Source organism: Actinomadura sp. GTD37 (assembly GCF_041951365.1).
Lineage (GTDB): Bacteria > Actinomycetota > Actinomycetes > Streptosporangiales > Streptosporangiaceae > Spirillospora.
The window spans coordinates 485222-509764 of record NZ_JBGNUS010000005.1 but is presented as its reverse complement, the minus strand read 5'-3'; the positions used below and the strand labels follow the sequence as shown (position 1 = coordinate 509764).

General features: G+C 72.3%; 22 protein-coding genes. 14 read left to right on the top strand and 8 right to left on the bottom strand.

Annotated elements, in window-relative coordinates; genetic code table 11:
- Positions 1 to 79: 79 nt before the first annotated feature.
- The 3 genes from ACA511_RS26855 to ACA511_RS26845 are packed head-to-tail and all read right to left on the bottom strand — an operon-like array spanning position 80 to position 3913.
- The gene (locus tag ACA511_RS26855) at positions 80 to 1438 is read right to left on the bottom strand and encodes an SRPBCC family protein (protein WP_375027380.1); all 1359 of its coding nucleotides are present in this window, start codon (positions 1436 to 1438) and stop codon (positions 80 to 82) included.
- A gap of 17 nt (positions 1439 to 1455) precedes the next feature.
- On the bottom strand, positions 1456 to 2304 hold the full coding sequence (locus ACA511_RS26850; protein ID WP_375027379.1) for an SDR family NAD(P)-dependent oxidoreductase: 849 nt from the start codon (positions 2302 to 2304) through the stop codon (positions 1456 to 1458).
- Between the two features lie 7 nt (positions 2305 to 2311).
- Positions 2312 to 3913 (bottom strand): SMP-30/gluconolactonase/LRE family protein, encoded by a 1602-nt coding sequence (locus tag ACA511_RS26845; RefSeq protein ID WP_375027378.1) that lies wholly within the window; start codon positions 3911 to 3913, stop codon positions 2312 to 2314.
- 253 nt (positions 3914 to 4166) lie between these two features.
- On the opposite strand from ACA511_RS26845, the gene ACA511_RS26840 reads away from it, so the two are divergent.
- A complete protein-coding gene (locus tag ACA511_RS26840; RefSeq protein ID WP_375027377.1) occupies positions 4167 to 4913 on the top strand; it encodes a Clp protease N-terminal domain-containing protein in 747 nt (248 codons plus the stop codon).
- Here ACA511_RS26840 and ACA511_RS26835 read toward each other — a convergent pair.
- Genes ACA511_RS26835 through ACA511_RS26820 form a run of 4 tightly spaced genes read right to left on the bottom strand, consistent with a single transcriptional unit; the run spans position 4864 to position 10614 of the window.
- Positions 4864 to 6582 carry a class I adenylate-forming enzyme family protein gene (locus tag ACA511_RS26835; protein ID WP_375027376.1) on the bottom strand — a complete coding sequence of 573 codons (1719 nt, stop codon included), beginning with the start codon at positions 6580 to 6582 and terminating at the stop codon, positions 4864 to 4866. The genes ACA511_RS26840 and ACA511_RS26835 overlap by 50 nt on opposite strands.
- Positions 6583 to 6610: 28 nt before the next feature.
- The gene (locus ACA511_RS26830) at positions 6611 to 7897 is read right to left on the bottom strand and encodes a MaoC family dehydratase N-terminal domain-containing protein (protein ID WP_375027375.1); all 1287 of its coding nucleotides are present in this window, start codon (positions 7895 to 7897) and stop codon (positions 6611 to 6613) included.
- Positions 7898 to 7912: 15 nt separating this feature from the next.
- A complete protein-coding gene (locus ACA511_RS26825; protein ID WP_375027374.1) occupies positions 7913 to 9118 on the bottom strand; it encodes a CaiB/BaiF CoA transferase family protein in 1206 nt (401 codons plus the stop codon).
- The gene (locus ACA511_RS26820; protein WP_375027373.1) at positions 9115 to 10614 is read right to left on the bottom strand and encodes an aldehyde dehydrogenase family protein; all 1500 of its coding nucleotides are present in this window, start codon (positions 10612 to 10614) and stop codon (positions 9115 to 9117) included. Before ACA511_RS26820 ends, ACA511_RS26825 begins: the two co-directional genes overlap by 4 nt.
- 153 nt (positions 10615 to 10767) lie before the next feature.
- Here ACA511_RS26820 and ACA511_RS26815 point away from each other — a divergent pair, with 153 nt between their 5' ends.
- The 11 genes from ACA511_RS26815 to ACA511_RS26765 all read left to right on the top strand — a co-directional run bounded on the left by ACA511_RS26815 (position 10768) and on the right by ACA511_RS26765 (position 22091).
- A complete protein-coding gene (locus ACA511_RS26815; protein ID WP_375027372.1) occupies positions 10768 to 11634 on the top strand; it encodes a mycofactocin-coupled SDR family oxidoreductase in 867 nt (288 codons plus the stop codon).
- A 50-nt stretch (positions 11635 to 11684) separates the two neighbouring features.
- Complete coding sequence (locus ACA511_RS26810) at positions 11685 to 11876, top strand: ferredoxin (RefSeq protein WP_375027371.1); 192 nt, start codon at positions 11685 to 11687, stop codon at positions 11874 to 11876.
- Between the two features lie 61 nt (positions 11877 to 11937).
- Positions 11938 to 13296, top strand: a complete 1359-nt coding sequence (locus tag ACA511_RS26805; RefSeq protein WP_375027370.1) for a cytochrome P450 — start codon at positions 11938 to 11940, stop codon at positions 13294 to 13296.
- Complete coding sequence (locus ACA511_RS26800; protein ID WP_375027369.1) at positions 13296 to 14621, top strand: cytochrome P450; 1326 nt, start codon at positions 13296 to 13298, stop codon at positions 14619 to 14621. Before ACA511_RS26805 ends, ACA511_RS26800 begins: the two co-directional genes overlap by 1 nt.
- Positions 14622 to 14665: 44 nt before the next feature.
- On the top strand, positions 14666 to 16330 hold the full coding sequence (locus ACA511_RS26795; RefSeq protein WP_375027368.1) for an OB-fold domain-containing protein: 1665 nt from the start codon (positions 14666 to 14668) through the stop codon (positions 16328 to 16330).
- Between the two features lie 22 nt (positions 16331 to 16352).
- Positions 16353 to 16865, top strand: coding sequence for a DoxX family protein (locus tag ACA511_RS26790; RefSeq protein ID WP_375027367.1), 513 nt, complete (start codon positions 16353 to 16355; stop codon positions 16863 to 16865).
- 82 nt (positions 16866 to 16947) lie between these two features.
- On the top strand, positions 16948 to 17799 hold the full coding sequence (locus ACA511_RS26785) for an acyl-CoA dehydrogenase family protein (RefSeq protein ID WP_375027366.1): 852 nt from the start codon (positions 16948 to 16950) through the stop codon (positions 17797 to 17799).
- Entirely contained in the window at positions 17796 to 18944 is a 1149-nt protein-coding gene (locus ACA511_RS26780) for an acyl-CoA dehydrogenase family protein (RefSeq protein WP_375027365.1), read from the top strand. Before ACA511_RS26785 ends, ACA511_RS26780 begins: the two co-directional genes overlap by 4 nt.
- A gap of 10 nt (positions 18945 to 18954) precedes the next feature.
- Positions 18955 to 19767: an enoyl-CoA hydratase gene (locus tag ACA511_RS26775; protein WP_375027364.1), complete on the top strand. Its 813-nt coding sequence runs from the start codon at positions 18955 to 18957 to the stop codon at positions 19765 to 19767.
- 22 nt (positions 19768 to 19789) lie between these two features.
- Positions 19790 to 20623, top strand: coding sequence for an NAD(P)-dependent oxidoreductase (locus ACA511_RS26770; protein ID WP_375027363.1), 834 nt, complete (start codon positions 19790 to 19792; stop codon positions 20621 to 20623).
- A gap of 13 nt (positions 20624 to 20636) precedes the next feature.
- The gene (locus ACA511_RS26765) at positions 20637 to 22091 is read left to right on the top strand and encodes a class I adenylate-forming enzyme family protein (RefSeq protein ID WP_375027362.1); all 1455 of its coding nucleotides are present in this window, start codon (positions 20637 to 20639) and stop codon (positions 22089 to 22091) included.
- Here ACA511_RS26765 and ACA511_RS26760 read toward each other — a convergent pair.
- Positions 22082 to 22765 (bottom strand): TetR/AcrR family transcriptional regulator, encoded by a 684-nt coding sequence (locus ACA511_RS26760; RefSeq protein ID WP_375027361.1) that lies wholly within the window; start codon positions 22763 to 22765, stop codon positions 22082 to 22084. The two genes, ACA511_RS26765 and ACA511_RS26760, sit on opposite strands and share 10 nt — an antisense overlap.
- Before the next feature lie 229 nt (positions 22766 to 22994).
- On the opposite strand from ACA511_RS26760, the gene ACA511_RS26755 reads away from it, so the two are divergent.
- Positions 22995 to 24296 (top strand): amidohydrolase family protein, encoded by a 1302-nt coding sequence (locus ACA511_RS26755; RefSeq protein ID WP_375027360.1) that lies wholly within the window; start codon positions 22995 to 22997, stop codon positions 24294 to 24296.
- A gap of 52 nt (positions 24297 to 24348) precedes the next feature.
- Entirely contained in the window at positions 24349 to 24543 is a 195-nt protein-coding gene (locus ACA511_RS26750; RefSeq protein ID WP_375027359.1) for a ferredoxin, read from the top strand.

The following is a 24543-nucleotide window of genomic DNA, read 5'->3' as shown; positions in this document are numbered from 1 at the left end:
GGACGGTGGTTCGGGGCGGGCCGTTGGTTGAGGCGGGGCGGCGGTTCGGGCGGGGCGGCGGTTCGGGCGGGGCGGTGGTTCAGGTGAGGTCGCGCGGTGCGCCGGTGCCCATGTACCGGGCCAGGTTGCGGTGCAGGTTCACGACGCTGCGCTCGCGGTAGGGGTTGGGCTTGGGGCCGGAGAAGCCGCGCGCCTTCATGCCCTGCTGGACGGCGGCCATGTTGGAGAAGTCCTGCGGCAGGACGGTGCGCCAGCCCGGGTCGTCCTCGGGCGTGAACACCCATTGCGTCTCCGGCTCCTCGCCGGCCGGGAACAGCTCGTAGACGGCCGCCTCGAAGACGCACCTGTCGGGGTCGTAGCCGTAGGGCCGGGCGCTGTAGCACAGCATGTTGTTCAGGCCGTGCCCGATCTGGAAGTTGGGGAAGATCTGCCAGGCGGTGCCGCTCTTCGCGACGATCTCGGGGTCGACGGTCGGCCAGACCACGCCGCGCTCGGCGTCCTCGCGCCGGGACGTCTCCAGCCAGTAGCGGAGCACGTCGGCGGGGGGAGTCCCCTCCGGCAGCTCGTCGACCAGCCGGTTCGCGACCTCGACGAGGGTCTCGGTCGTGTTGGTGTTGGCGTTGGCCCAGGTGAAGTTCTGCAGCTCGGCCGTCGACACGCGGGCGTCGGGCCCGTCGCCGACCCGGATCTTCGCCTGGTTCTCCTCCATGCCCTTCGGCGCGTCATAGCCGATGTTGCTGTGCTTGCCCTGCGCCCTCGCCCAGCCGAGGAAGGCGCCGAAGGGCCTGAACTCCGGGTGCGTGTACGGGACGTGGTAGGTCTCCATGAACGCTTCGAGCGCGGTCTTCCAGTTGCAGTCGAAGACGAGCCAGCGGCGCCACCGGTACCGCATGTTCTCCAGGTGGAACGGGTCGAGGAGGGTGGCGGCGGGCTCCAGGTAGTCGCGCAGGGGCTCGCAGTCCGGATCCGGGTTGATCCAGATCCAGCCGCCCCAGGTGTCGGCCTCGACCTGCTTGAGGGCGATCCTCTCGTCGGTCAGCCCGCACGGCCAGTCCTCGCGCTCGGCCACGAAGGTGCACCGGCCGTCGATGTCGTAGCGCCAGCCGTGGAAACCGCAGACGAACTGCCGGCCCCGGCCGCGGGCGTCGTGCGCGCCGGGCGGGGTGTCGACGAGCCGGCGGCCGCGGTGCGAGCAGACGTTGTGGTAGGCGCGGAACCGGTCCGGCGCCGTCCGCACCACGATGAACGAGTCGTCGAGGATCTCGTAGGTGAGGAAGGACCCGACCTCGGGCAGCTCCTCGACGCGGCCGACCTGCTGCCACACCTTGGCCCACAGCCGGTCGCGCTCGCGCCTGGCGTACTCCTCGGAGATGTACGCCTCCACGCCGATCGTCTGCGGCTCCGACAGTTCCTGGACCTTCTCCGTGGTTTCGCCCATGACCTTCTCCGCGGGTTTCAGAAGCGCGTTATCTCCGCGCGGAACGATTCGTCCTTGAGGAATAGTGAGGTGTTGTCGGAATCCAGCCACGTCCATTTCAGGTTGAGGCCGCCGTCCACCAGAATGGTCTGCCCGGTGATATAGCTCGACAGATCGGAGAGCAGGAAGAGGATGGGACCGGCCTGTTCCTCCGGGGCGGCGCGCCGCCCCATGGCGATGGCGCGCGCGTCCCGTTCGGGGTCCTCGTCGACGTAGGTGCGGGAGGCCGGGGTCGCGGTCACGCCGGGGGCGACGGCGTTCACCCGGATGCCGTGCAGGGCCAGTTCGACGGCCATGGTGCGGGTCGCCGCCACCAGCGCAGCCTTGGCCGTGCCGTAGCCGATGTGGAACGGCGCCGTGTTCATGCCGCTGATCGAGGAGATCGAGACGATCGACCCCGGCCGGCCCCGCGAGCGCAGCTCGTCCGCGACCGCCCGGCTCATGAAGAACATCGTTTCGAGGTTCTGCGCGAGCAGCGCCCGCCACGACTCGCGGGTCACCCTCGTCCACGGCATCCACTCCGAAGGCGCGGCGCCGCCCGCGACGTTGACCAGCCCGTACAGCTCGCCGTCCGCTCGCGCGGCGCAGTCCAGCGCCGCCGCGATGCCCTCGTCGGTGGACGCGTCGGCCGCGACCGGCACGACCGGCAGGCCCTGCTTCACCAGCGGCCCGATGTGCGTGTCCAGGTTCTCCCGGGAGCGGCTCACCGCGATCACCGTGGCCCCGGCGCGGGCGGCCATCTCCGTGACCGTGGTGCCGATGCCGCCGCCGGCCGCGCCGGAGACGATGACGACGCGTCCGCTCATGCCGAGGAAGTCGTGGCCCATGCCGCGCTCACCTCGCCCTGCGGAGCGCGAGGACGCTGCCCTCGGCGTCGGCGGTGACGTAGAGGGTGCCGTCCGGACCGGCGGCGATGCCGGCGAACAGGCCCTGGGGCCCGGTGAACGGCATCAGCCCCTTGAGGGGCTTCGGCGGCTCCCCGAGCGGGGCGCCCACCGGCAGGTCGCGGGCGATGACGGTGCGGGCCTTGGTGCCGAGGTCGACCTCGACCAGCGTCTTGGCGCCGGCGTCCACGATCGTGAGCGTGCCGTCGCGCACCAGGATGCCCTGCGGCGCCTCCAGGCCGTCCACCACGGTGTCGACGCCGGAGCCGGTGACCGCGACGACGCGTCCGGCGCCGGACTCCGAGACCAGGCAGGCGCCGTCCGCGCCGAACGCCACGCCCATCGGCCGGTCGAGCCCGGCGGCCAGGGTCGCGACCTTGCCGCCCCGCACCGACACCACGCGGCCGGCGCCGAGCTCGGCGGCCGCCACGGCGCCGTCCGGCGCCGCGGCCACGCCGTAGAGCTGGTCGAACGGTACGTTCCCGCCCGCCAGCACCTCGTGCTCGCCGCTCGCGGGCCGCCAGGCGGAGATCTGCCCGAGGGACGTGGTGACGACGAACTCGCCGTCGCCCGCGGCGGTCACGCCGCGGATGTAGCCCGGCCAGCCGGGGCTGAAGAGCATCCCCAGCGTCTGGAGCGCGCCGCCGGGCGGCAGGGCGTAGAAGTACGTGCCGTCGGCGATGTACAGGGTGCCGTCGCCGCCCACGGTGAGGTCCAGCGGCCAGGTGAGGCCGCCCGGGAGCACCGTCCGGGTCCGGCCCTCGCCGAGGATCTCGGTGATCTGCCCGGTGAAGCCGGAGACGAACAGGCGGTCCCCGACGAACGTCAGGTTGTCCAGGCCGGGGGCGATCGTGGCGAGGACGGTGCGCTCGCCGCTGCGGGGGTCGATCCGCAGGACCTCGCCCGTGCCGACCTGGGTCGAGACGATGCGGCCCGCGGCGTCGAACTTGACGGCGTCCGGGACGCCGAGGTCGCCCGCGACGCGCTCGGGCTCGCCGCCGTCCGGGTCGATCCGCCAGATGTCGTTGGTGCCGAGGAGCGGGTAGTACAGCTTGCCGTCCGGCCCGAACTCCATGGCGTTGGGCAGCGGCAGGCCCTCCAGCAGGACGCGGGGGGCGCCGCCGTTCAGGTCCATCTCCAGCAGGCGCCCGCCGATCCGGCACTCGTCGACGAACAGCCGGCCGTCGTGGAAGGTGATGCCGTTCGCGCCCGGCACGTCGTCGCGCAGCACCCGCGTGCGGCCGTCGGCGCCGCGCACGCTCACGCGCCCGTCGTAGTACTCGGTGGCGTAGAGGTCGCCCCGGGCGTCGAAGGCGACGTCGTCGGGCGCGACGATGTCGGATCCCTGCGCGCTGACGGTCTCCAGGTCGCCGGTGTCGACGTCGAGGGCGCTGATCCGGCTGCCCGCCACCTGCGCCACGTAGATCCGGCCGTCCGGGCCGGTGCGCAGGCCGTTCGCGCCGAACAGCCTGCTCGGCGGGGTGAGCCGCGCCAGGCTCCAGCCCTCGGCGAGTTCGATCGATGTGGCGCCGCTGTGGCGCGTCCCATTCATCAAGGCGGAGTCTCCCGTGCCGATGAGCCCGTGCCGACGAGAACGCACAGGGGAACACGGGTCCGCTCCGGCCGGACGTAAAGGAGGCCGGGGGTGGTAATCGTGTTTTCTGTGCTGAGAATGATGCTTCCACGCAGCAGTGCGAGCGTCAAGGCGAACATTTCGAGCAGATTGGTCCGTCAAGCCGCGGTTGACATTTCGGAACTGTCAACGAGCCATTGACAAAGTGGAATCGCGGACCGATTCTGGTGGTGTGGCACTCCCGGATCTCGACGCGCTCGTCGCCGAAGTCGAACGCACCTGCGGACCGTCCGCCGCCGGGGACCGGCCCGCCCGGACCGGCCGGCTCACGGCCGCGGCCGCGGTGGCCGAGCGGCTCCGCGGGCTGGCCGACGACCTCATCGACGACCAGGTCGAGCAGTGCCGGCTCGACGGCCTCTCCTGGGCCGAGATCGGCACGGCGCTCGGCGTCAGCCGCCAGGCCGTCGAGCAGCGGTACCGCGCGCCCCAGGGCGCGGGCGGCCCCGGCGAGTTCGCCGAGGAGATCTGCACCGCGGTGGCGCACATGAAGGAGGCCGCCGTCCGGCACCGCAACAACGTGATCGGCACCGAGCACGTGCTGTGCGGGCTGCTGGCCGAGAACAACAGCGCGGTCCGGCTGCTGTCGTCCCTCGACGTCCCGGCCGGCCCGCTCCGGCGGCGCGTCCAGGACTCCCTGACCGTGGGGGCGTCGCACGCCGCCAAGCGCTTCGCCTGGACGCCCCGCACCCGCAAGGTCCTGACCACCGCGCAGCGGCTCGCCGCCGAGGACGGGCGCCCGGTCGGCTGCGAGCACCTGCTGCTGGGGCTGGCCGCGCTGGGCCGCGGCCCGGCCGCCGCCGCGCTCGCCGAGGCGTCCGCCGGCCCGACCGCGCTGGCCCGGGCCCGGTCCCGGCCGCCGGGCGGCCCGGCTACGCCCGCAGGCGCGCGGCGACCAGATCGCGCAGATCGCTCGTCTTGATCTTCGCGCTGCCCGTCAGGGCGACCTCGTCCTCGCGGAGGAACAGCACGTGCCGCGGCACCTTGTAGCTCGCCAGCCGCTCCCGCAGGAACCCGCGGACGTCCTCGGCGCCGAGGCTCCCGTCGGCGTGCGGCACGACGCACGCGACGACGACCTCGCCCAGCGTCTCGTGGGGCACGCCGAGGGTCTGCGTCACCTTGACGCCCGGGTGCGCGGCGATCGCCTCGTCCACCTCGCGCGGCGAGACGTTCGCGCCGCCCGTCTTGATGATGTCGGTGAGCCTGCCCTGCCAGAAGAGCCGGCCGGCCTCGTCGAGGTGGCCGCCGTCGCCGGTGTGGAAGAACCCCTCGGCGTCGAGGGTCTCGTCCAGCGGCACGCCGAGGTAGCCCAGCATGAGCGTGGGGCCCTTGACGCAGATCTCGCCGCGCTCGCCGCGCGGGACGACGCCGCCCGCGAGCGGCTCCACGATCTTCACCGTCACTCCCGGCAGCGCCTCGCCCATGCTGCCGCCGTGCACCTCGTCCGGCGTGTTCGCGGGGAAGCAGGTCGCGATCGTGAACGTCTCCGTGGTGCCGAAGGCGTGGCCCGGCTCGTACCAGGTGCACGACACCGTCGGGTGGCGGGCGAGCGCGGTGCCCGCGTCCACGAAACGCAGGCTGCTCAGGTCCGCCTCGGCCCAGTTCGGCGCGGCCTCCAGCTGCGCCCACTGGTGCGGCCAGGCGATCGGGCAGTTCACCCGCTCCGCCTCCATGAGCTCCAGCGCCCCGGCCGCGTCGAAGCTCTGCTGCAGCACGACGGCCCCGCCGCTGGAGAACGTGGCGCCGAGCACCATGCCGACGTTGCCGGACCAGAAGAAGCCGTTCGCGGTCCAGCTGCGGACGTCGTCCTCCGGGCCGAACCCGTACATGCGTCCGAAGCGCCACAACTGGACGGCGACGCCGCGGTGCGAGTTCAGGATGCCCTTCGGCCGGCTGGTGGAGCCCGACGAGAAGAAGAGCGCGGCCGGGTCACTCGGCCGCGCCGCCGCCGCCGTCGCCTCGACCAGCTCCCGCGGCACGTCGTGCCCCCGTGCCAGGAAGCCCGCCCAGGTCTCGATCGCCCCGTCCGGGCCCGCCGTGCCCGGCGCGGGCACGCCGACGGCCGCGAGACGGCGCAGGAACGGGAAGCCCGCCGACCGCAGCGCGCCCGGCGCGGCCTTGCCGATCTCCGGCTCCAGCTCCCGCAGCATGGCCGCGAAGTCCTTCTTCAGGACGTTCCGCTCGAACAGCAGGACCGAGACGCCGGACTCCCGCAGCAGGTGCTCCAGCTCCGAAGGCGTCGAGAACGTGCTGAGCGCGACGGCGACGCCCCCGGCGAGCGAGGTGCCGAACACCGACGCGATCCACTCGGGGCGGTTCGTCATCAGGACGCCGACGCGTTCGCCCAGGCCGAGCCCGCACGCGCGCAGGGCGCACGCCACCTCGACCGCGCGATCCCAGAGGTCGGCGTAGGTCCAGCGCGTGCCGCCCTCGGGCATGCGGTGGACGACGGCCTCCCGTTCGCCGTACTTCGCGGTGACCTCGCGCAGGAACCCGGGGAGCGTGAGCGCGCCCAGCCCCGGTTCGGCGCTGAGCGGCGGGCCGGACACGATCGAAGGCTCCCGCAGGGATGCCGGCCTGGGGTCGTCCATCGTCCACCTCTCGGTCGGTTGGCGGCCGCTAGAACGGCAGCTCGATCTCGGCCGTGCAGGTCACCAGGACGCCGCCGTCCTGGTCGGTGAGGCGCAGTCTCACCTGGACGAGCGGCACCCCCCACACCGACTCGTCCTGCTTGCCGACCACCTCGGCGTCGAACCAGGTCACGTCGCCCTCGAAGGCGGGGCCGCGGAAGTCCGCCTTGGAATGGCGCACCATGCCGTCCGTCCCGGCCCAGTAGGCGAGGTAGTCGGTGCACCAGGCGCCCATCGTCGCGCCGTAGCCGTAGGCGCGCGCCATTCCCACCCGGCTCGCCTTGTCGCTGTCGATATGGCCGCGCGAGGGGCCCACATAGAGGCCGTCGCGCTCGCGCGGGTCGATCCTGGCGCCTTCCTCGTCGAAGGCGAAGCCTTCGGTCCAGCCGGGGTCCTGGTTGATCCAGGGGTCCTCGACGCCGTCCGGCGCGGTCCAGTGGAAGGTGCCCCAGATGTTGAAGAGGAAGGCGCGGTACTCGGTGGTGAAGCTCGCGATGCTGTGCGGGCCGATCACGCGCCGGGGCAGCGTGTCACCGACCTCGACCTCCCCGAAACGCGGCGAGACGCCCGCGCGGTTGGACAGGAGCCAGTCGTGCCGCGCCTTCCCGATCTCGGTCAGCTCGCCGTCCGTCCAGCGCCGCGCCTCGCCGATCCGGTCGTCGTACATGCCGCGCCTGCCCGCCTCGTCGGCGAGGTAGCGGATCGCGGTCGACCGCTCGCGCGCCACCAGGGCGCCGTGCTGGTTCCGGTGGACGGTGTCGCCGCGCGAGAACATCGTGGGGCCGGCGAACTTCGTCTCGACCACCTTGTAGTCGTGGAAGCGCCGCTCCTGGAACAGCGTGTCGCCCGGCCGCACGGGGCAGCCGTAGAACCACCACTCCTCGCCGCCGAAGATCAGGTGGCTGCCGGGGATGCGGCCGACGCAGGCGGGCTGCGCGCCGTGCCCGTAGTCCAGGGCCACCGCGATGGACTGCGGGGCGACGATGCCGCCGAACCGGGACTCGCGGGCGAACTCCTCGTCCCAGTGCAGCGGGTTGGGGTAGTCCATGGCCATCACCCAGCGCCGGACGTCGGAGGCGCTGCACGGATCCCACAGCTGCCCTCCGCCGACCGGCTTCCCGACCCGGTGATCGACATCCGTGAGGTCGAGTCCGGCGGCCTTCTCCCGCGCGGCCTTCTCGTTCACGGCCTTCCCACTCGCGGCCCTCTCGCTCACGGCCCTCCCACTCACGGCGTTCTCGCTCACGGCCTTCTCGCTCACGGCCTTCTCGCTCACGGGGCTCCCGACTCCTCAGGTGACGGCGCCGGCCTCTTTCAGCGCGATGATCCGTTCCCAGTCCAGGCCGAGTTCGAGGAGGATCTCCTCGGTCTGGGCGGCGAACTCGGGCGCCGGTCCGAGGCCGGGGGCGGCGACGTCGAACTGCACGGGGCTGGCGGCCAGGTCCAGCTCCCCGGCGCGGACGATGTACTCGTTGGCGCGCACCTGCGCGTCGTCGCCGACCTGGAGGGAGTCCTGGACCGGGGCCCACGGCCCGGCCAGGGTGGCGAAGCGCTCGGTCCATTCGGCGAGGGTGCGCGTGCCGATCGCCTCCCGCAGGATCCCGACGCCCGCCTCGGTGTTGGCCGCGATCAGCTCGGCGGTCGCGAAGCGGGGGTCGCCGGCCAGCTCCGGCCTGCCGATGTGCTCGCACACGTCCGCCCAGAACTTCGTGGGCTGGAGCATGACCAGGCTCAGGTAGCGGCCGTCGGAGGTGCGGTACAGGCCGGTGAGCGGGTTGTGCGGCGACCCGTGCGCGCCCAGCGGGCCGGGCACGATCGGCTCGCCGAGCCGCAGGGACAGCGCGATCCCGTGCCCCATGCTCCACACGCCGCTGCCGAGCAGGGAGACGTCCACGACGGACGGCTCCCCGGTGCGCTCGCGCTTGAGCAGCGCCGCCGCGATCCCGCCGGCGAGGTTGGTGCCGGAGATCGTGTCGCCGTACGCGGGACCGGGCGGGGGGACCATGCCCTCGACGCCGGCGGGGGTGAGGCTGGCCGCGGTCGACCCCCGCGCCCAGAACGCCGTCATGTCGTATCCGCCGCGCTCCGCCTCGGCCCCGCGCGGGCCGAGCGCGCTGCCCCGCGCGTAGATGATGTCCGGGTTCACCTTGCGGATGTCGTCCACGTCGATGCCGAACTTGCGGCGGGCCCCGGGCAGGAAGCTGGTCAGGAACACGTCCGCGCGGCGGGCGAGGTCGAGCAGGACCTCCGTGCCCTCGGGGCGGCCCATGTGCAGGCCGATGCTGCGCTTGCCCCGGTTCGCGTGCTCGATGTTGGGGTTCGGGTCGTCCGTGACGACCATGGTCCCGGTCCGGCGCAGCCCGCGCTGGGGGTCGCCGGTGACGGCGTGCTCGACCTTGACGACGTCGGCGCCCCAGTCGGCGAGCACGGCGCCCGCCGACGGGACGAACCCGTACATCGCGACCTCCAGGACGCGGATGCCTTCGAGCGGCCTCACTTGACCACCGTCGCGAAGGTCTTCGCCTGCAGGAACTCCTCCAGCCCGGCGCGGCCCATCTCGCGGCCGATGCCCGACTGCTTGAAGCCGCCGAACGGCGCGTCGGGCGCGAAGTAGTTGCCGCCGTTGATGCTGAACGTGCCGCTGCGGATCCGGCGCGCCACGCCGACGGCCCGCTCGTCGCTCGCGCTGAACACCGCGCCGGACAGGCCGAAGATCGTATTGTTGGCGATGCGGACGGCGTCGTCCTCGTCCCGGTAGGGGATCACGGCGAGGACCGGCCCGAAGATCTCCTCCTGCGCGAGTTCGCTGTCGGGGTCGACGTTCGCGAGCAGGGTGGGGGTGTAGAAGAAGCCCGGGTCGACCTTCTCGCCGCCGGTCACCAGCGTGGCGCCGTCCGCCACGGCCCGGCGGACCATCCCGTCCACCTTGTCGCGCTGCCGCTCGCTGATGAGCGGGCCCATGAAGTTCTTCGGGTCGCCGGGATCGCCGAACGGCACGTTCGCCATGGTGCCCGCGACCTGCTCGACGACGGAGTCGTGCCGGTCGGCCGGCACCAGCAGCCGGGTGGTGATCGCGCAGCCCTGCCCCGCGTGCGAGCAGACCATGAAGCCCGCGAACATGGCGGCGGTGCCGAAGTCGGCGTCGTCGAGCAGGACCATGGCCGACTTGCCGCCGAGTTCGAGGAAGACCTTCTTCACCGTGCGGCCGGCGGCCTCCATGATCAGCCGCCCGGTGGCGGTGGACCCGGTAAAGGTGATCATGTCGACGTCGGGGTGGGTGGTGAGCACCTCGCCCACCGCGACCTCGGACGAGGACAGGACGTTGACCACGCCCGCCGGGATGTCGGTGTGCTCGGCGATCAGCTCGCCGAGCGCGAGGGTGATCAGCGGGGTGTCCGGGGCCGCCTTCAGCACGATCGTGCATCCGGCGGCGAGCGCGGGGGCCAGCTTGGCCAGCGCGAGGTGGTTGGGGAAGTTGTAGGCCACGATCGCGGCCACCACGCCCGCGGCCTCCTTCTCCACCCAGCGGCGGTGCCGCTGCCCGCGCGCCTCGATCTCGCCCAGCTCCTCGCTCAGCGGATACTCCGCCAGCAGGTCCGCGTAGTACCGGACGGTCTTGATCGCGTCGTCCAGGTGGGGGCCGTGGGTCAGCGCGCGCGGCGCGCCGACCTCCGCGATCGTCAGCTCCCGCAGCTCCTCGCGGTGGTCGGTCAGCGCCTGGTGCAGCTGGTCCAGGCAGCGGATCCGCAACCGCACGTCGGTCGACCACGTCGTGGTGTCGAAGGCCCGCCGGGCGGCCGCCACCGCGGCCTCGGCCTCGGCGGCCGTCGCGTCGGGGGCGTCCGCGAGGAACTCGCCGGTGGCCGGGTTCACCGAGGCGAACCCGCGTCCGGCGTCCACGAGCCGCCCGTCGATGAGAAGGCGCCTGCCGGCGGCGCGCACGCCCGCCTCTCCGGCGCCCGCGACCTGCGCCGCCGTGTCCTGAGATCCCATCCCGCCTCCTCCAGGTAGTGAGGTGGAAACTACATTCTCCTCACGCGTAAATCAACATCCCGTTGGGCCTTCCACGGGACGTGATGTCGAGAGTATGGTTCTCATTCAAGAAAGGCTGATTTTCGTCGCCGGGCCGCCGAGAGGACAGCGCGAATGGGACGGGTTCAAGGCAAGGTCGCCTTCATCACGGGTGCGGGGCGCGGCCAGGGCCGCAGCCACGCCGTGCGGCTGGCGCAGGAGGGCGCCGACATCATCGCCGTCGACCTGTGCCAGGACTACGAGACCGTGGGCTACCCGATGTCGAGCCCGGACGACCTCAAGGAGACCGCCCGGCTGATCGAGGAGCAGGGCCGGCGCTGCGTGCCGGTGCAGGCCGACGTGCGCGTCGCCGCGCAGCTCGCCGAGGCGCTCGAGCAGGGCATCGCCGAACTCGGCAAGATCGACATCGTGGTGGCCCAGGCGGGGATCGCGCCGCTCAAGGGCGAGCCCCCGATGCAGGCGTGGATCGACGTCGTCAACGTCAACCTGATCGGCACGATCAACGCCATCCAGGTCGCGATTCCGCACCTGAGCGAGGGCGCGTCCATCATCGCGACCGGCTCGGCCGCCGCGCTCATGCCCCAGGGCATGGCGCAGGGGCAGCAGCCCGGCGCCAACCCCGGCGGCACCGGCTACGCCTACACCAAGCGCGCGCTGGCCGAGTACGTCCACGAGCTGGCGACCAACCTCGCGCCGCGCGGGATCCGCGCGAACGTCGTGCATCCGACCAACTGCAACACCCCGATGCTGCAGAGCGAGCCGATGTACCGGTCGTTCCGCCCGGACCTGGAGAACCCGACGCGCGCCGACGCCGAGCCGGCCTTCTACGTCCAGCAGGCCATGAAGGTCCCCTACGTCGAGCCCGAGGAGATCAGCAAGGCCGTGGTCTTCCTGGCGTCGGACGAGGCGGGCTTCGTGACCGGCATGCAGATGCGCGTCGACGCCGGCGGCTACCTCAGATGGCACGGCTACCGGGTCTGAGGCACCAGGACGACGAAGAACACCGATCAACCGCGACAGGGGAGGACGCCGTGAAGGTGCGGGTCGACTCGGAACGCTGCCAGGGCCACACGCTCTGCTCCATCATCGCCCCGGAGGTCTTCGAGCCCAGCGAGATCGACGGCCACTCGACCGTCGTCAAGGCGGACGTCCCGCCGGAGCTCGAAGAGAAGGTCGTCGAGGCCGTCAACTCCTGCCCGGAACGGGCGATCTCCACTTTCTAGAGATGCAGCCGCTGTCCGGGTGTCGTACTCCAGCCCAACCCCTCCGGGAGGGACCACCGCCGTGAGCACGGAAGACGTCGTCAACGACGGAGATCGCAAGAAGGTCCGGTACCAGTTCGACAAGCACGCGCCGGACTATCGCGAACGCTTCGACGAGATCACCCAGGAGATGCACGGCACGTGCCCCGTCGCCTGGTCGGACACCCACGGCGGGCACTGGGTCGCCGCCGGCGCCCGCGAGGTCTTCGAGCTCGCCACCCGCGCCGACGTCCTGTCCAACGACCACGACGTCCACGGCGAGCGCCGGGGGTACGCGGGCATCTCGATCCCGGCCGCCAAGCGGTCCGGGCGCGGCGGCTTCCTGGAGATGGACCCGCCCGAGCAGCGCTACTACCGGCAGGCGCTCAACCCGTACCTGTCCCCGGCGGCGGTCAGGCGCTGGCTCCCGGTGGTCGACGAGATCGTGCGGGCGACGCTGGACGAGCGGATCGAGGAAGGGCGGATCGACTTCGTCGACGACTTCGTCAACATCGTGCCGGCCGTCCTCACGATGGCCATGATGGGCATCCCGCTGAAGAACTGGGTCCTCTACAACGAGCCGTCGCACGCCGCGATCTACACCCCGCCGGACTCGCCGGACATGCAGCGGGTCATCGAGATGCACATCGCGATGATGGTGAACCTCGTCGAGCAGATGGAGGAGATCAAGGCCGACCCGCGGCCGGGCCTGATCGACGCGGTCGTCAACGCCGACATCGGCGGGCGGAAGCCGTCCGACGAGGACGCCCGCGGCGTGCTGGGCCTGCTCATCGGCGGCGGCTTCGACACGACGACGGCGCTCAGCGCGCACGCGCTGGAGTGGCTGTCGGAGAACCCGGAGGAGCGGGCGCGGCTGAGCCGCGAGCGGGACGCCCTGCTCGACTCGGCGACCGAGGAGTTCCTGCGCTTCTACAACCCGGCGGTCGGCGACGGGCGCACGTTCTCCCGGGACTGCGAGATCGGCGGCGTCCGGTTCGCGGAGGGGGAGCGGCTGTGGCTGTCGTGGGCGATGGCCAACAAGGACCCGTCCGCGTTCCCCGACCCCTACACGATCGACCTGGCCCGCAAGAACAACCGGCACAACAGCTTCGGTCTCGGCGTGCACCGCTGCATCGGCTCGAACGTCGCCCGGACGATCTTCAAGCGGATGATCGTCCAGGTGCTCGACCGGATCCCCGACTACGTGTGCGACCCCGCCGGCACGGTGCACTACGACACCGTCGGCGTGATCAACGGCATGCGCCATCTCCCGGCGACGTTCACCCCGGGGGAGCGGCTCGGCCCCGGCCTGGACGAGACCCTGGCCAGGCTGCAGAAGGTCTGCGACGAGCAGCAGCTCGCCGCGCCGGTCACGCGCATGCGGGGGCAGGCGAAGATCTGATGGAGCGGTACGACTTCGACCGGCACGCGCCCGACTACCGCCACCGGTTCGAATCGATCACGCGGGAGATGCACGAGAAGTGCCCCGTCGCCTGGTCGGACACCCACGGCGGCCACTGGGTCGCGGCCGGCAACCGCGAGGTCTTCGAGCTGGCCACGGCCGCCGAGTACCTCTCGAACGACAACGACATCGACAACGAGAGGCGCGGGTACGCGGGGATCCTCGTCCCGACGCCCGAGGTGCGGACGCGGGGCGGCTTCCTGGAGATGGACCCGCCCGCCCAGCGCCACTACCGGCAGGCGCTCAACCCGTACCTGTCGCCCGCGGCGATCAAACGCTGGATCCCGCTGGTCGACGAGGTCGTCCGGGCGGCGCTGGACGAGCGGATCGAGGACGGCCGGATCGACTTCGTCGAGGACTTCGCCAACGTCGTCCCGGCGGTCGTCACGATGGCGCTGATGGGCATCCCGCTGAAGAAGTGGGCCATCTACAACGAGCCGTCGCACGCCGCGATCTACACGCCGCCGGACTCGCCCGACATGGAGCGGGTCCTCACCCAGATGTTCGCGATGCTCGACGACCTGCGGGGAACGCTGGAGGAGATCCGGGCGAACCCCCGGCCGGGCCTGGTCGACGCGCTCGCCACCGCGCGGATCGACGGGCGGACGCCCCCGGACGAGGAGCTCCTCGGCGTGCTGGCCCTGCTCATCGGCGGCGGCTTCGACACGACGACGGCGCTGACCGCGCACGCGCTGGAGTGGCTGTCGGAGAACCCGGACGAGCGGGCCCGGCTGAGCCGCGAGCGGGACGCCCTGCTCGACTCGGCGACCGAGGAGTTCCTGCGCTTCTACACGCCGGCCCCGGGTGACGGGCGCACGATCGCCGCCGACTGCGAGATCGCCGGGACCCGGTTCGCGGAGGGGGAGCGGCTGTGGCTGTCCTGGGCGATGGCCAACCGCGACCCGGCGGCGTTCCCCGACCCGCACACCATCGACCTGGCCCGCAGGAACAACCGGCACAACAGCTTCGGTCTCGGCATCCACCGCTGCATCGGCTCGAACCTGGCGCGCACGGTGTTCAAGCGGATGCTCGTCCAGGTGCTCGACCGGATGCCGGACTTCGCCTGCGATCCCGATGGCGCCGTGCACTACGACACCATCGGCGTCATCAACGGCATGCGGAACCTGCCCGCGACGTTCACGCCCGGCGGGCGGCGCGGCCCCGGCCTGGACGAGACCCTGGCCGGGCTGCAGAAGGTCTGCGACGAGCAGCGGCTCGCCGAACCGGTCACGGCCAGGAGCACGCCGTCCGGGGCCGGCGGCTGAGCCCGCCCGCGCCGGCGACGACACCGAACGAGTGAGGAGACGACGTGGCCGGAGCGCCCGGACGTTCGCTGCCGCAGGTGACGCTGGAGAACGAGTTCTTCTGGACGTCGGGCGCCGACGGCCGGCTGCGCGTCCAGGAGTGCGGGTCGTGCGCGGCCCTGATCCATCCGCCGCGGCCGGTGTGCCGGTACTGCCGCGGGCGCGAGCTGGGCGTGCGGGCCGTGTCGGGGCTCGCGACGCTCATCGGCTTCACCGTGAACCACCGGTTCAGCCTGCCGGGGCTGCCCGCGCCCTACGTCGTCGCCCAGGTGGCGATCGAGGAGGACCCGCGCGTCCGGCTCACCACCAACGCCGTCGAGTGCGACCCGGACGACCTCCGGCTGGGCATGCGCATGGAGGCCGTGTTCGAGCGGCACGGGGACGTGTGGCTGCCGCTGTTCCGTCCCGCCGCCGAGCAGGGCGAGCCGGCTCCGCCGCCGCGTGACGAGATCGAGCCCGAGGACATGTGGCGGCACGTCCGCCCGATGGTCACCGAGGACAAGTTCGAGGACAAGGTCGCGATCACCGGCATCGGGACGTCGGAGATCGGGCGCCGGCAGCTGCGCCCGCCGCTGGCGCTGACGGTGGACGCCTGCGAGCGGGCCGTCGCGGACGCCGGCCTCGCCATGAGCGACGTCGACGGCCTGTCGACCTGGCCGGGCGCGGGGCAGCTCAGCGGGTTCGGCGAGGGCGGGGTCACGGCCCTTGAGGACGCGCTGGGCATCCGGCCGACCTGGTACAACGGCGGCGGCGAGACGTTCGGCCCGGGCGGCTCGGTGATCGGGGCGATGCTGGCGGTGGCCTCCGGCATGGCCCGGCACGTGCTGTGCTTCCGGACGATCTGGGAGTCCACCTACAACGAGCTGGTGAAGGCGGGCAGGATCGCTCCGCCGTCGGGCGGCGGCGGGATGATGGACGCGCTGCTCCCGTTCGGCGCGGTGTCGGCCGCGCACACCCTGGCCCAGACCGCGCAGCGCCACTTCGACCGCTACGGGACCACGCGCGAGACGCTGGGCTGGATCGCGCTGAACCAGCGGGCGAACGCGGCGATCAACCCGGCCGCCATCTACCGCGACCCGCTGACGATGGACGACTACCTCCAGGCCAGGACCATCACCACGCCGTTCGGGCTCTACGACTGCGACGTGCCGTGCGACGCCGCGGTGGCGGTGATCGTGTCGGCGAGGGACGCCGCGCGGGACCTGCCCCGGCCGCCCGTCCTGGTGGAGGCGGTGGGCACCCAGATCATCGAGCGGCTCGAATGGGACCAGAGCACGCTGACGCACGAACCGCAGGTCCTGGCGCAGGCCGCCCACCTCTGGACGCGCACGTCGCTGCGCCCCTCGGACGTCGACGTCGCGCAGCTGTACGACGGGTTCACGTTCAATTGCCTGTCCTGGATCGAGGCGCTCGGCTTCTGCGGCATCGGCGAGGCGGGCGATTTCCTCGACGGCGGCAAGAACATCGCCAGGGACGGCGTCCTCCCGCTCAACACCCACGGCGGCCAGCTCTCGCACGGCCGCACCCACGGCATGGGGCTGGTCCACGAGGCCGTCGTACAGTTGCGCGGCGAGGGTGGGCCGAGACAGGTGCCGGGAGCGCGGGTCGCCGCGGTCAGCGGCGGCGGGCTCACCCCCAGCGGAGTGATGCTGCTGAGAACGGACGCGTGACGTCCGGAAAGGTGAGGGACACATGGACGCCGAAGTCGCCGCACTGCTGCTCGTCCGGGTGGTCGTGGGCATCACCATGATCGCGCACGGGCTCAACCACTGGCGGGGCGGTGGCCGCATCGACGGCACCGCCCGCTGGTTCTCGGGGCTCGGCCTGCGGCAGGGGAGGCTCCAGGCGTGGATGAGCGTGGTCACCGAGATCGGCGCGGGCGCGCTGCTGATCGTCGGCCTCCTCACGCCGCTGGCCTGCGCGGCGGTCATCTCGGTGATGCTGGTCGCGGGGATCCTCGCGCACCGGCCCAACGGCTTCTTCGTCTTCAAGGAGGGCTACGAGTACGTCCTCGTCCTGGCCGTGGTCTCGCTGGCGCTGGCGCTGCTCGGCCCCGGGGAGTGGTCGGTGGACGACGCCGCCGGCATCGTGCTGGACGGCTGGGCGGGCGGGGCCGTCGCGCTCGGCGTGGCCGTGGCGGCGACGGCCGGCCTGCTGGCGACGTTCTGGCGGCCCGTGCCGAAGACGGCCGAACAGCAGGTTTGAGACTCTTACTTACAGCAGGCGAGAATGTTATTCTCGTCAGCATGGGCCGCGCGGTCGGCACGCTTCCCCCTGGAGGTCGCTGGTGGAGTTCGAGTTCGACGAGGACCAACGGCTCCTCCAGCAGATGGTCCGCGAGACGGTGACGAGGGCGCGGTCGCTGCCCGAGGAGCGGCTCTGGAAGGAGTACCGCGAACTCGGCTGGCTGGAGGCGCCGCCCGTCGAGCTGGCGATCGTCCTGGAGGAGCTCGCGTACGCCGCCGACCCGACGCCCTTCCTGGCCACGGTGACCTGGTTCGCGCCGCTCGCCGGACGGCTGCCCGAGGGATCGGGCACGGCGGTGTGCGACGGGACGGGCCGGTTCGTCCTGGACGCCGACCGCGCCGACGAGATCGCGCTGCTGACCGGCGACGGCGTCTCCGTGGTGAAGGGCCCGGACGTCGCCGCCGAGCGGGTCGACACGTTCGCCGGCACCCTGCACGTCGGCCGCGTGGACGCGCCCGGCCTCGTCGCCGGCGTCCCCGACCTGGCGCTCATGGGCCTGGCGATCTCCACGGTCGGCAGCTGCCGCCGCGTCCTGGACCTGGTCGTCGAGCACGTGAGGCAGCGGGTCCAGTTCGACGCGCCGATCGGCTCGTTCCAGGCCGTCAAGCACAAGGCCGCGGACATGCACGTGGCGATCGAGCGGGCCCGGGTGCTGGCCTACTTCTCGGCGCTGACGATCGCCGAGGACGACCCGCGCCGCCGCCGCGCCGCCGCGATGGCCAAGGCCGCCGCCGGCGAGTGCCAGCGCGTGGTGTTCAAGCACGGCCTGCAGCTGTTCGGCGCGATGGGCTTCACCTGGGAGAACGAGCTCCAGGTCCATCTCAAGCGGGCCAAGGCCTGCGACCTGCTGCTGGGATCGGCATCGGTGCACAGAAGGGCGCTGCTCGCATGAGGCTGGCCTCCGACCCCGGACTGGAGACGTTCCGCGCCGAGTTCGCCGCCTTCCTCGACGCGCACCTGCCGAGCGAGGCCGAGGCCGTGCCCCGGCCGCGGTCCAGCGCGGACGTGCCGGAGTGGGCCCGGCGGTGGCAGCGCACGCTGTTCGACGCGGGCTGGCTGCTGCCCGGCAATCCGCCCGAGTACGGCGGGCGGAACGCCACCCTGCCGCAGCAGCTCGTCCATCTGGAGGAGCTGTCGCGGCGCCGGATCTACCACAGCTTCAACCCGCAGGGCGTCGGCATCATCGCGGCCTCGATCCTGAGCTTCGGGACCGCGGAGCAGAAGCGGCGGTGGGCCGTCCCGATCCTGCGGGCGGAGATCACGGCCGCGCTCGGCATGAGCGAGCCGGGAGCCGGATCCGACCTCGCCGGACTGCGCACCCGCGCGACGCTCGAAGGCGGCCACTTCGTGCTGGACGGGCAGAAGGTGTGGACGTCCGGGGCGCACCACGCGGACGTCCTGCTGACCTTCGTGCGCACCGACCCCGACGCCCCGAAGCACAAGGGCATCAGCGTCCTGCTCGTCCCGACCGGAACCGAGGGAGTGGTGCGGCGGCCGTTCGCCTCCATCGTCGGGGAGGACGACGTCGACTTCAACGAGGTCTTCTTCACCGGCGCGCGGGTGCCGCGGGAGAACCTGATCGGCCCGCTCAACGGAGGCTGGCGCGTGGCCCACGGGTCCCTCGGGCACGAGCGGAACCTGCTGTGGCTGAGCTACGCCGAGCGGATGGAGGACCTGGTCCGGGACGCGCCCAGCGACGCCGAGTGGTACGCGACGCTGCAGATGGACCTGCAGGCCCTCCGCCTGCTCGGCTACCGGCAGCTCACCGGCGGCCGCGACCCGGCGGAGCTGTCGGTGCTCAAGCTGCTCGGCTCCGAGGCGGTGCAGACCGCGGCCCTGCACGCCTTCGAGGAGCACGGCGAGGACGCGCTGCCGCATCCCGGCCGGACCGCTCCGTACAACCACATGAACCTCGAGGTCTTCACCGCCAGCTGGTTCGACCGGTACGTGCGGAGCTTCGCCGGGACGATCGCCGGCGGGACGTCGGAGATCCAGCGCAACATCATCGCCGAGCGCGTCCTCGGCCTGCCCCGATGAGGAGAGACCGGTGGAGCAGAAGGACCAGATCCTGTACGAGGTCGAGGGCCGCGTGGCGGTCATCTCGCTGAACCGCCCCGAGGCGGCCAACGCGCAGAGCATGTCGTTGCTCGACGACCTGGACGCCGCGTGGTCGCGGGCCGAGGCCGACGACGAGGTGCGGGTCATCGTGCTGCGCGGCAACGGCCGGCACTTCTCGGCCGGCCACGACATCAAGGGCTCCGGCCCGGCCCCGGAGAAGTTCACGCTGGAGGACCTCTACAAGCTCGAAGCGCGCCGGTACCTGGGGTACTCGCTGCGGTGGCGGAACGTCCCCAAGCCGTCGATCGCGGCGGTGCAGGGCAAGTGCATCGCCGCCGGGCTCATGCTGTGCTGGCCGTGCGACCTGATCGTCGCGGCCGACGACGCGCAGTTCTCCGACCCGGTGCTGCACCTCGGCATAGGCGGAGTGGAGTACCACGGCCACACGTGGGAGCTGGGGCCGCGCAAGGCCAAGGAGATCCTGTTCACCGGCCGGCCGATGACCGCGCGGGAGGCGGAGCAGGTCGGCATGGTCAACCGGGTCGTCCCGGCCGCGGAGCTGGACGGCGCCGCGATGGAACTGGCCGGGCAGATCGCGCAGATGCACCCCTTCGCGCTGCGGCAGGCCAAGCGGGCCGTCAACCAGACCCTGGACGTGCAGGGCTTCTACGCCGCGATCCAGTCGGTGTTCGACACCCACCAGACCGGGCACGGCAACGCGTTCAGCGTCGGCGGCTTCCCCGTCCTCCTCCAGCGCGAGGACGTCCTCGACGGGATGAAGGACCGCCTCAAGGGCCAGTGACCGTTCGGACCGGATCGATCGAGTGGGAGGCCTGCTGATGCGGGTGGGGTTCATCGGACTGGGCAGTCAGGGCGCACCCATGGCGCGCCGGATCGTCGAGGCGGGCTTCGCGACCACGCTGTGGGCACGGCGCCCCGCGTCGGTGGAGCCGTTCGCCGCGACTCCCGCCGAGGTCGCCGGCACGCCCGCCGAGCTGGCGGCGGCCAGTGACCTGGTCTGCCTCTGCGTGGTCAACGACGCGGACGTGTCGGAGGTCGTCCTCGGCGAGCACGGCGTCCTGGCGGGCCTGCGCGAGGGCGGCGTGATCGCGGTGCACAGCACCGTCCACCCCGACACGTGCCGCCGGCTGGCCGCCGAGGCCGGGGGCGCCGGGGTCGCCGTGGTCGACGCGCCGGTCAGCGGCGGCGGCCCGGCGGCGGAGGAGGGGCGCCTGCTGGTGATGGCGGGCGGCGACCCGGACACGGTCGAGGCGTGCCGGCCGGTGTTCGCCTCCTACGCCGACCCCGTCGTGTACCTGGGGCCGCTGGGGTCCGGGCAGGTCACCAAGCTGCTCAACAACGTGCTGTTCACCGCCAACCTGGCCACGTCGGCGGGCGCGGTGGCGCTCGGCGGCGCGCTGGGCGTCGAGCCGGGGCGGCTCGCCGACGTGCTGTCCCACGGCAGCGGGAACAGCTTCGCGCTCGGCAGCATCGCCCGCGCCGGCGGCACCCTGGAGCATCTGGCCGCCCTCGCCGGGCCGCTGCTGCAGAAGGACGCCCGGCTGGTCGCCGCCCTCGCCGAGGCCGCCGGCGCGCGGCCCGGCGCGGTCATGGACGCCGCCGACGCCGCCCTCGCGCTGATGGAGCACCCTCGCTGATGGAGCACCCCCGATGAACATCACCATGATCCTGGAGATGGCGGTCTCGGCCGGGGACAGGACGGCGGTGACGGCGGGCGACCGGTCGTTGAAGGCGTCCGAGGTCCTGGCCCTCGCGGGCGCCGCCGCGGACCGCTTCCGGCGCCACCCCGCCGTCGTCTACCTGGGGGCCAACCACCCGGCCTACCCGGTCGCCCTGTTCGGGGCCGCGCTGGCGGGGATCCCGTTCGTCCCGGTGAACTACCGGCTGGGCGACCGCCAGCTCGCCGCCCTGCTGGACCGCCACCCGGGCGCCCTGGTCCTGCGGCCCGGCGACCTGGACGAGCTGGCCGAACCGGCGGAGCCGCACACCGGCGCGCCGCCGGGAACCGCCGCCCCGGCGGACGGCGACGCCGTGGCGGTGATCCTCTACACCAGCGGCACGACGTCGGAGCCCAAGCCGGCGGTGCTGCGGCACCGGCACCTGATGGCCTACATCCTGAACACCGTGGAGTTCGGGGCGGCGGGCGAGGACGACGCGGCGCTCGTCGCGGTCCCGCCGTACCACATCGCCGGCCTGGCGAACCTGCTGAGCAACCTCTACACGGGCCGGCGGATCGTCTACCTGGCCGCGTTCGACGCGGGGGAGTGGCTGGCGGCGGTGCGCCGGGAGCGGATCACGCACGCGCTGGTGGTGCCCACGATGCTGGCCCGGATCGCTGCCGCGGTGCCCGGCGGCGACGCGGGCGTGCCGACGCTGCGCAGCCTGGCCTACGGCGGCGCCCGGACGCCGCGGCCCGTCATCGAACGCGCGCTGCGGATCTTCCCGGGCACCGGGTTCGTCAACGCCTACGGGCTGACGGAGACGGCGTCGTCGGTGGCCGTCCTCGGGCCCGAGGACCACCGCGCCGCGCTGGCGTCGGCCGACCCGGCGGAGCGGGACCGGCTCGGGTCGGTCGGCAAGGCGCTGCCGGGGGTCGAGTTCCAGATCCGCGGCGAGGCCGGCGGGCTCCTCGGCACGGGCGAGACCGGGCTGGTGTTCGTGCGCGGGGAGCAGATCTCCGGCGAGTACGGCGGCCGGACCGCCCTCGAAGCGGACGGCTGGTTCGCCACCCGCGACCGGGGCCGGCTGGACGCGGGCGGCTACCTGTTCATCGAGGGCCGGGCCGACGACACGATCATCCGGGGCGGCGAGAACATCGCGCCCGCCGAGATCGAGGACGTCCTGCTGGCGCACCCGGCCGTCGCCGAGGCGGCGGTGCTCGGCGTCCCCGACCCCGAGTGGGGGCAGCGGCTCGTCGCCGTCGTCGTCGGCGCGGGCGGCGTCGGCGCGGGGGACCCCGGCGAGCTCAGGCGGTGGGTGCGGGAGCGGCTCCGCTCCTCGAAGACCCCCGACACCGTCGTGTTCCGTCCCGAGCTGCCGAGGACCGACACCGGCAAGCTGCTGCGCCGCGTCCTGCTCGCCGAGTTCGAGGCCCCTCAGGACTGAACGATCCGGCCGGAGACCCCGCCGGCGCAGAACTCCCAGACCTCCTCGGCGGTGAGCGGGTGGACGTTCTCGCCCGAGGCCGAGTGGGACCGGGCGATGAACATGGCGGTCTGCATCACCAGGGCGGCCGCGCGCCGCGGCCGGACGCTCGCGCGCAGCCGGCCGGCCGTCTCCATCTCCGCCATCAGCTCGGTGAACAGCGCGAGGAGCGGCGCGTGCGCGATCGCCACCTCGGTGGGGTGGGACATCATCAGCTGCGAGGCGAACTCGCTGAACAGCGGGTGCTTGGTGGCCGGGTCGGGGCGGGACAGCTCGAACAGCAGCTGCACGGCGATCTTGAGTCGCTGCAGCGGGTCGGCGGGCCCGGACGCGGCGGTGCGGATCTGCTCGGTGGAGCGGCGCAGCGCGTCCTCGAACAGGGCGAGCAGCAGCTCGTGCTTGCCGTCGAAGTGCTGGTAGAAGCTGCGCAGCGACTGGCGGGACCGGTCGACGACCTCCTGCACGGTGAAGTCCGTGGTGCCCTTCTCCATGATGATCACTTGGGCCGCGTCGAGGAACCGCTCCACCTTCTGCTCGGCGCGCAGCTTGACCGCTCGCGTGGAGCGCTCGACCGCGCGCTGCTTCCAGAGTGGTTCCTCGTTCGACGCCGTCACGGCCAGATCCTTCTGCGTCACATCGATACCTAACCGCCGGATGCGGGGTGCGCGTCCGGCCCTCGACCACGTCCGTCTCGTGGACGGGCGCGAGATGATTGTTCACCTTCTCTGAGAATAATATCTCCCCAGTAGCCACGCCGCTCACCCGTATCCTCTCTGCCTTCGTTCACCTCCTTTGAATGCTTGATTCTCATAGATGGAGAAGATAGTTTCCTTGATGTCGGGCCCCGGACTGGAGGAGACGGTCATGCGGAAGGACGACCTGATTCTGATCAGCGTCGACGATCACATCGTCGAGCCGCCGGACATGTTCGTGAACCATCTGCCGGAGCGGTACCGGGCCGAGGCGCCCCAGCTGGTGCACCGCGACGACGGCACCGACGTGTGGACGTTCCGCGGCGCGGTCATGCCCAACGTCGCCCTCAACGCGGTGGCGGGCCGGCCGAAGGAGGAGTACGGCCTGGAGCCGCAAGGCCTGGACGAGATCCGGCCCGGCTGCTACGACGTGCACGAGCGGGTCAAGGACATGAACGCCGGCGGCATCCTGGCGTCGATGAACTTCCCGACCTTCCCGGGGTTCGCGGCGCGGCTGTTCGCCACCGAGGACCCCGATTTCTCGATGGCGCTGGTGCGGGCGTACAACGACTGGCACATCGAGGAGTGGTGCGGGGCGTACCCCGGCCGGTTCATCCCGATGGCGCTGCCCGCGATCTGGGACGCGGAGCTCTGCGCCGCGGAGGTGCGGCGGGTCGCCGCCAAGGGCTGCCACTCGCTGACCTTCACCGAGAACCCGGCCGCGATGGGCTACCCCAGCTTCCACAACGAGCACTGGGACCCGCTCTGGCGGGCGCTCTGCGACACCGGGACCGTCCTGAACGTGCACATCGGCTCGTCGGGTCGGCTGGCGGTCCCGGCGGCGGACGGCCCGCCGGACGTGATGATCACCCTGCAGCCGATGAACATCGTCTCGGCGGCGGCGGACCTGCTGTGGTCCCGGGTGATCAAGAACTACCCGGACATCCGGATCGCGCTGTCGGAGGGCGGCACCGGCTGGATCCCCTACTTCCTGGAGCGGGTGGACCGCACCTTCGAGATGCACGCCACCTGGACGCTGCAGGACTTCGGCGGCAGGCTGCCCAGCGAGGTGTTCCGCGAGCACTTCCTGACCTGCTTCATCAGCGACCCGCTCGGGGTGCGGCTGCGGCACGACATCGGCATCGACAACATCTGCTGGGAGGCGGACTACCCGCACAGCGATTCGATGTGGCCGGACGCGCCCGAGGAGCTGCACGCGGTCCTGGAGCGCGAGTCGGTGCCCGACGAGGACACCCGCAAGATGACCTTCGAGAACGCGATGCGCTGGTACTCCTTCGACCCGTTCGCCCACGTCCCGCGCGAGCGGGCGACGGTGGGCGCGCTGCGCGAGGCGGCCGAGGGGCACGACGTGTCGATCCGGTCCCGCAGCCACCAGATCATCGCGCCCGCCGAGAAGCTCAAGGCGTACGAGGCCCGCGCGAAGGCCGCCGTGGCCGCCGCGGCCGGCGACTGAGCCTGCGGGGGCGCGGTCGTGAGGGTGCGCGGTTCATGAGGAGGCGCGGTTCGTGGAGGTGACCGTCGACCGGGACGTGTGCGTCGCGGCCGGGCAGTGCGCCGTGACCGCCGCCGGGGTGTTCGACCAGCGGGAAGAGGACGGCCTGGTCGTGCTCCTCCAGCAGGATCCGCCCCCGGAACTTGCCGCCGAGGTGCGGCTGGCCATGTCGCTGTGCCCGTCGCGGGCGATCACGGTGCGGGACTGA

Bases quoted from the DNA above. Each gene is read 5' to 3' on its own strand.
- ACA511_RS26850 (WP_375027379.1), bottom strand. From the start codon at position 2,304: ATGGGCCACGACTTCCTCGGCATGAGCGGACGCGTCGTCATCGTCTCC.
- ACA511_RS26845 (WP_375027378.1), bottom strand. From the start codon at position 3,913: ATGAATGGGACGCGCCACAGCGGCGCCACATCGATCGAACTCGCCGAG.
- ACA511_RS26800 (WP_375027369.1), top strand. From the start codon at position 13,296: ATGGAGCGGTACGACTTCGACCGGCACGCGCCCGACTACCGCCACCGG.
- ACA511_RS26780 (WP_375027365.1), top strand. From the start codon at position 17,796: ATGAGGCTGGCCTCCGACCCCGGACTGGAGACGTTCCGCGCCGAGTTC.
- ACA511_RS26835 (WP_375027376.1), bottom strand. From the start codon at position 6,582: ATGGACGACCCCAGGCCGGCATCCCTGCGGGAGCCTTCGATCGTGTCC.
- ACA511_RS26755 (WP_375027360.1), top strand. From the start codon at position 22,995: ATGCGGAAGGACGACCTGATTCTGATCAGCGTCGACGATCACATCGTC.
- ACA511_RS26790 (WP_375027367.1), top strand. From the start codon at position 16,353: ATGGACGCCGAAGTCGCCGCACTGCTGCTCGTCCGGGTGGTCGTGGGC.
- ACA511_RS26815 (WP_375027372.1), top strand. From the start codon at position 10,768: ATGGGACGGGTTCAAGGCAAGGTCGCCTTCATCACGGGTGCGGGGCGC.
- ACA511_RS26855 (WP_375027380.1), bottom strand. From the start codon at position 1,438: ATGGGCGAAACCACGGAGAAGGTCCAGGAACTGTCGGAGCCGCAGACG.
- ACA511_RS26820 (WP_375027373.1), bottom strand. From the start codon at position 10,614: ATGGGATCTCAGGACACGGCGGCGCAGGTCGCGGGCGCCGGAGAGGCG.
- ACA511_RS26765 (WP_375027362.1), top strand. From the start codon at position 20,637: ATGAACATCACCATGATCCTGGAGATGGCGGTCTCGGCCGGGGACAGG.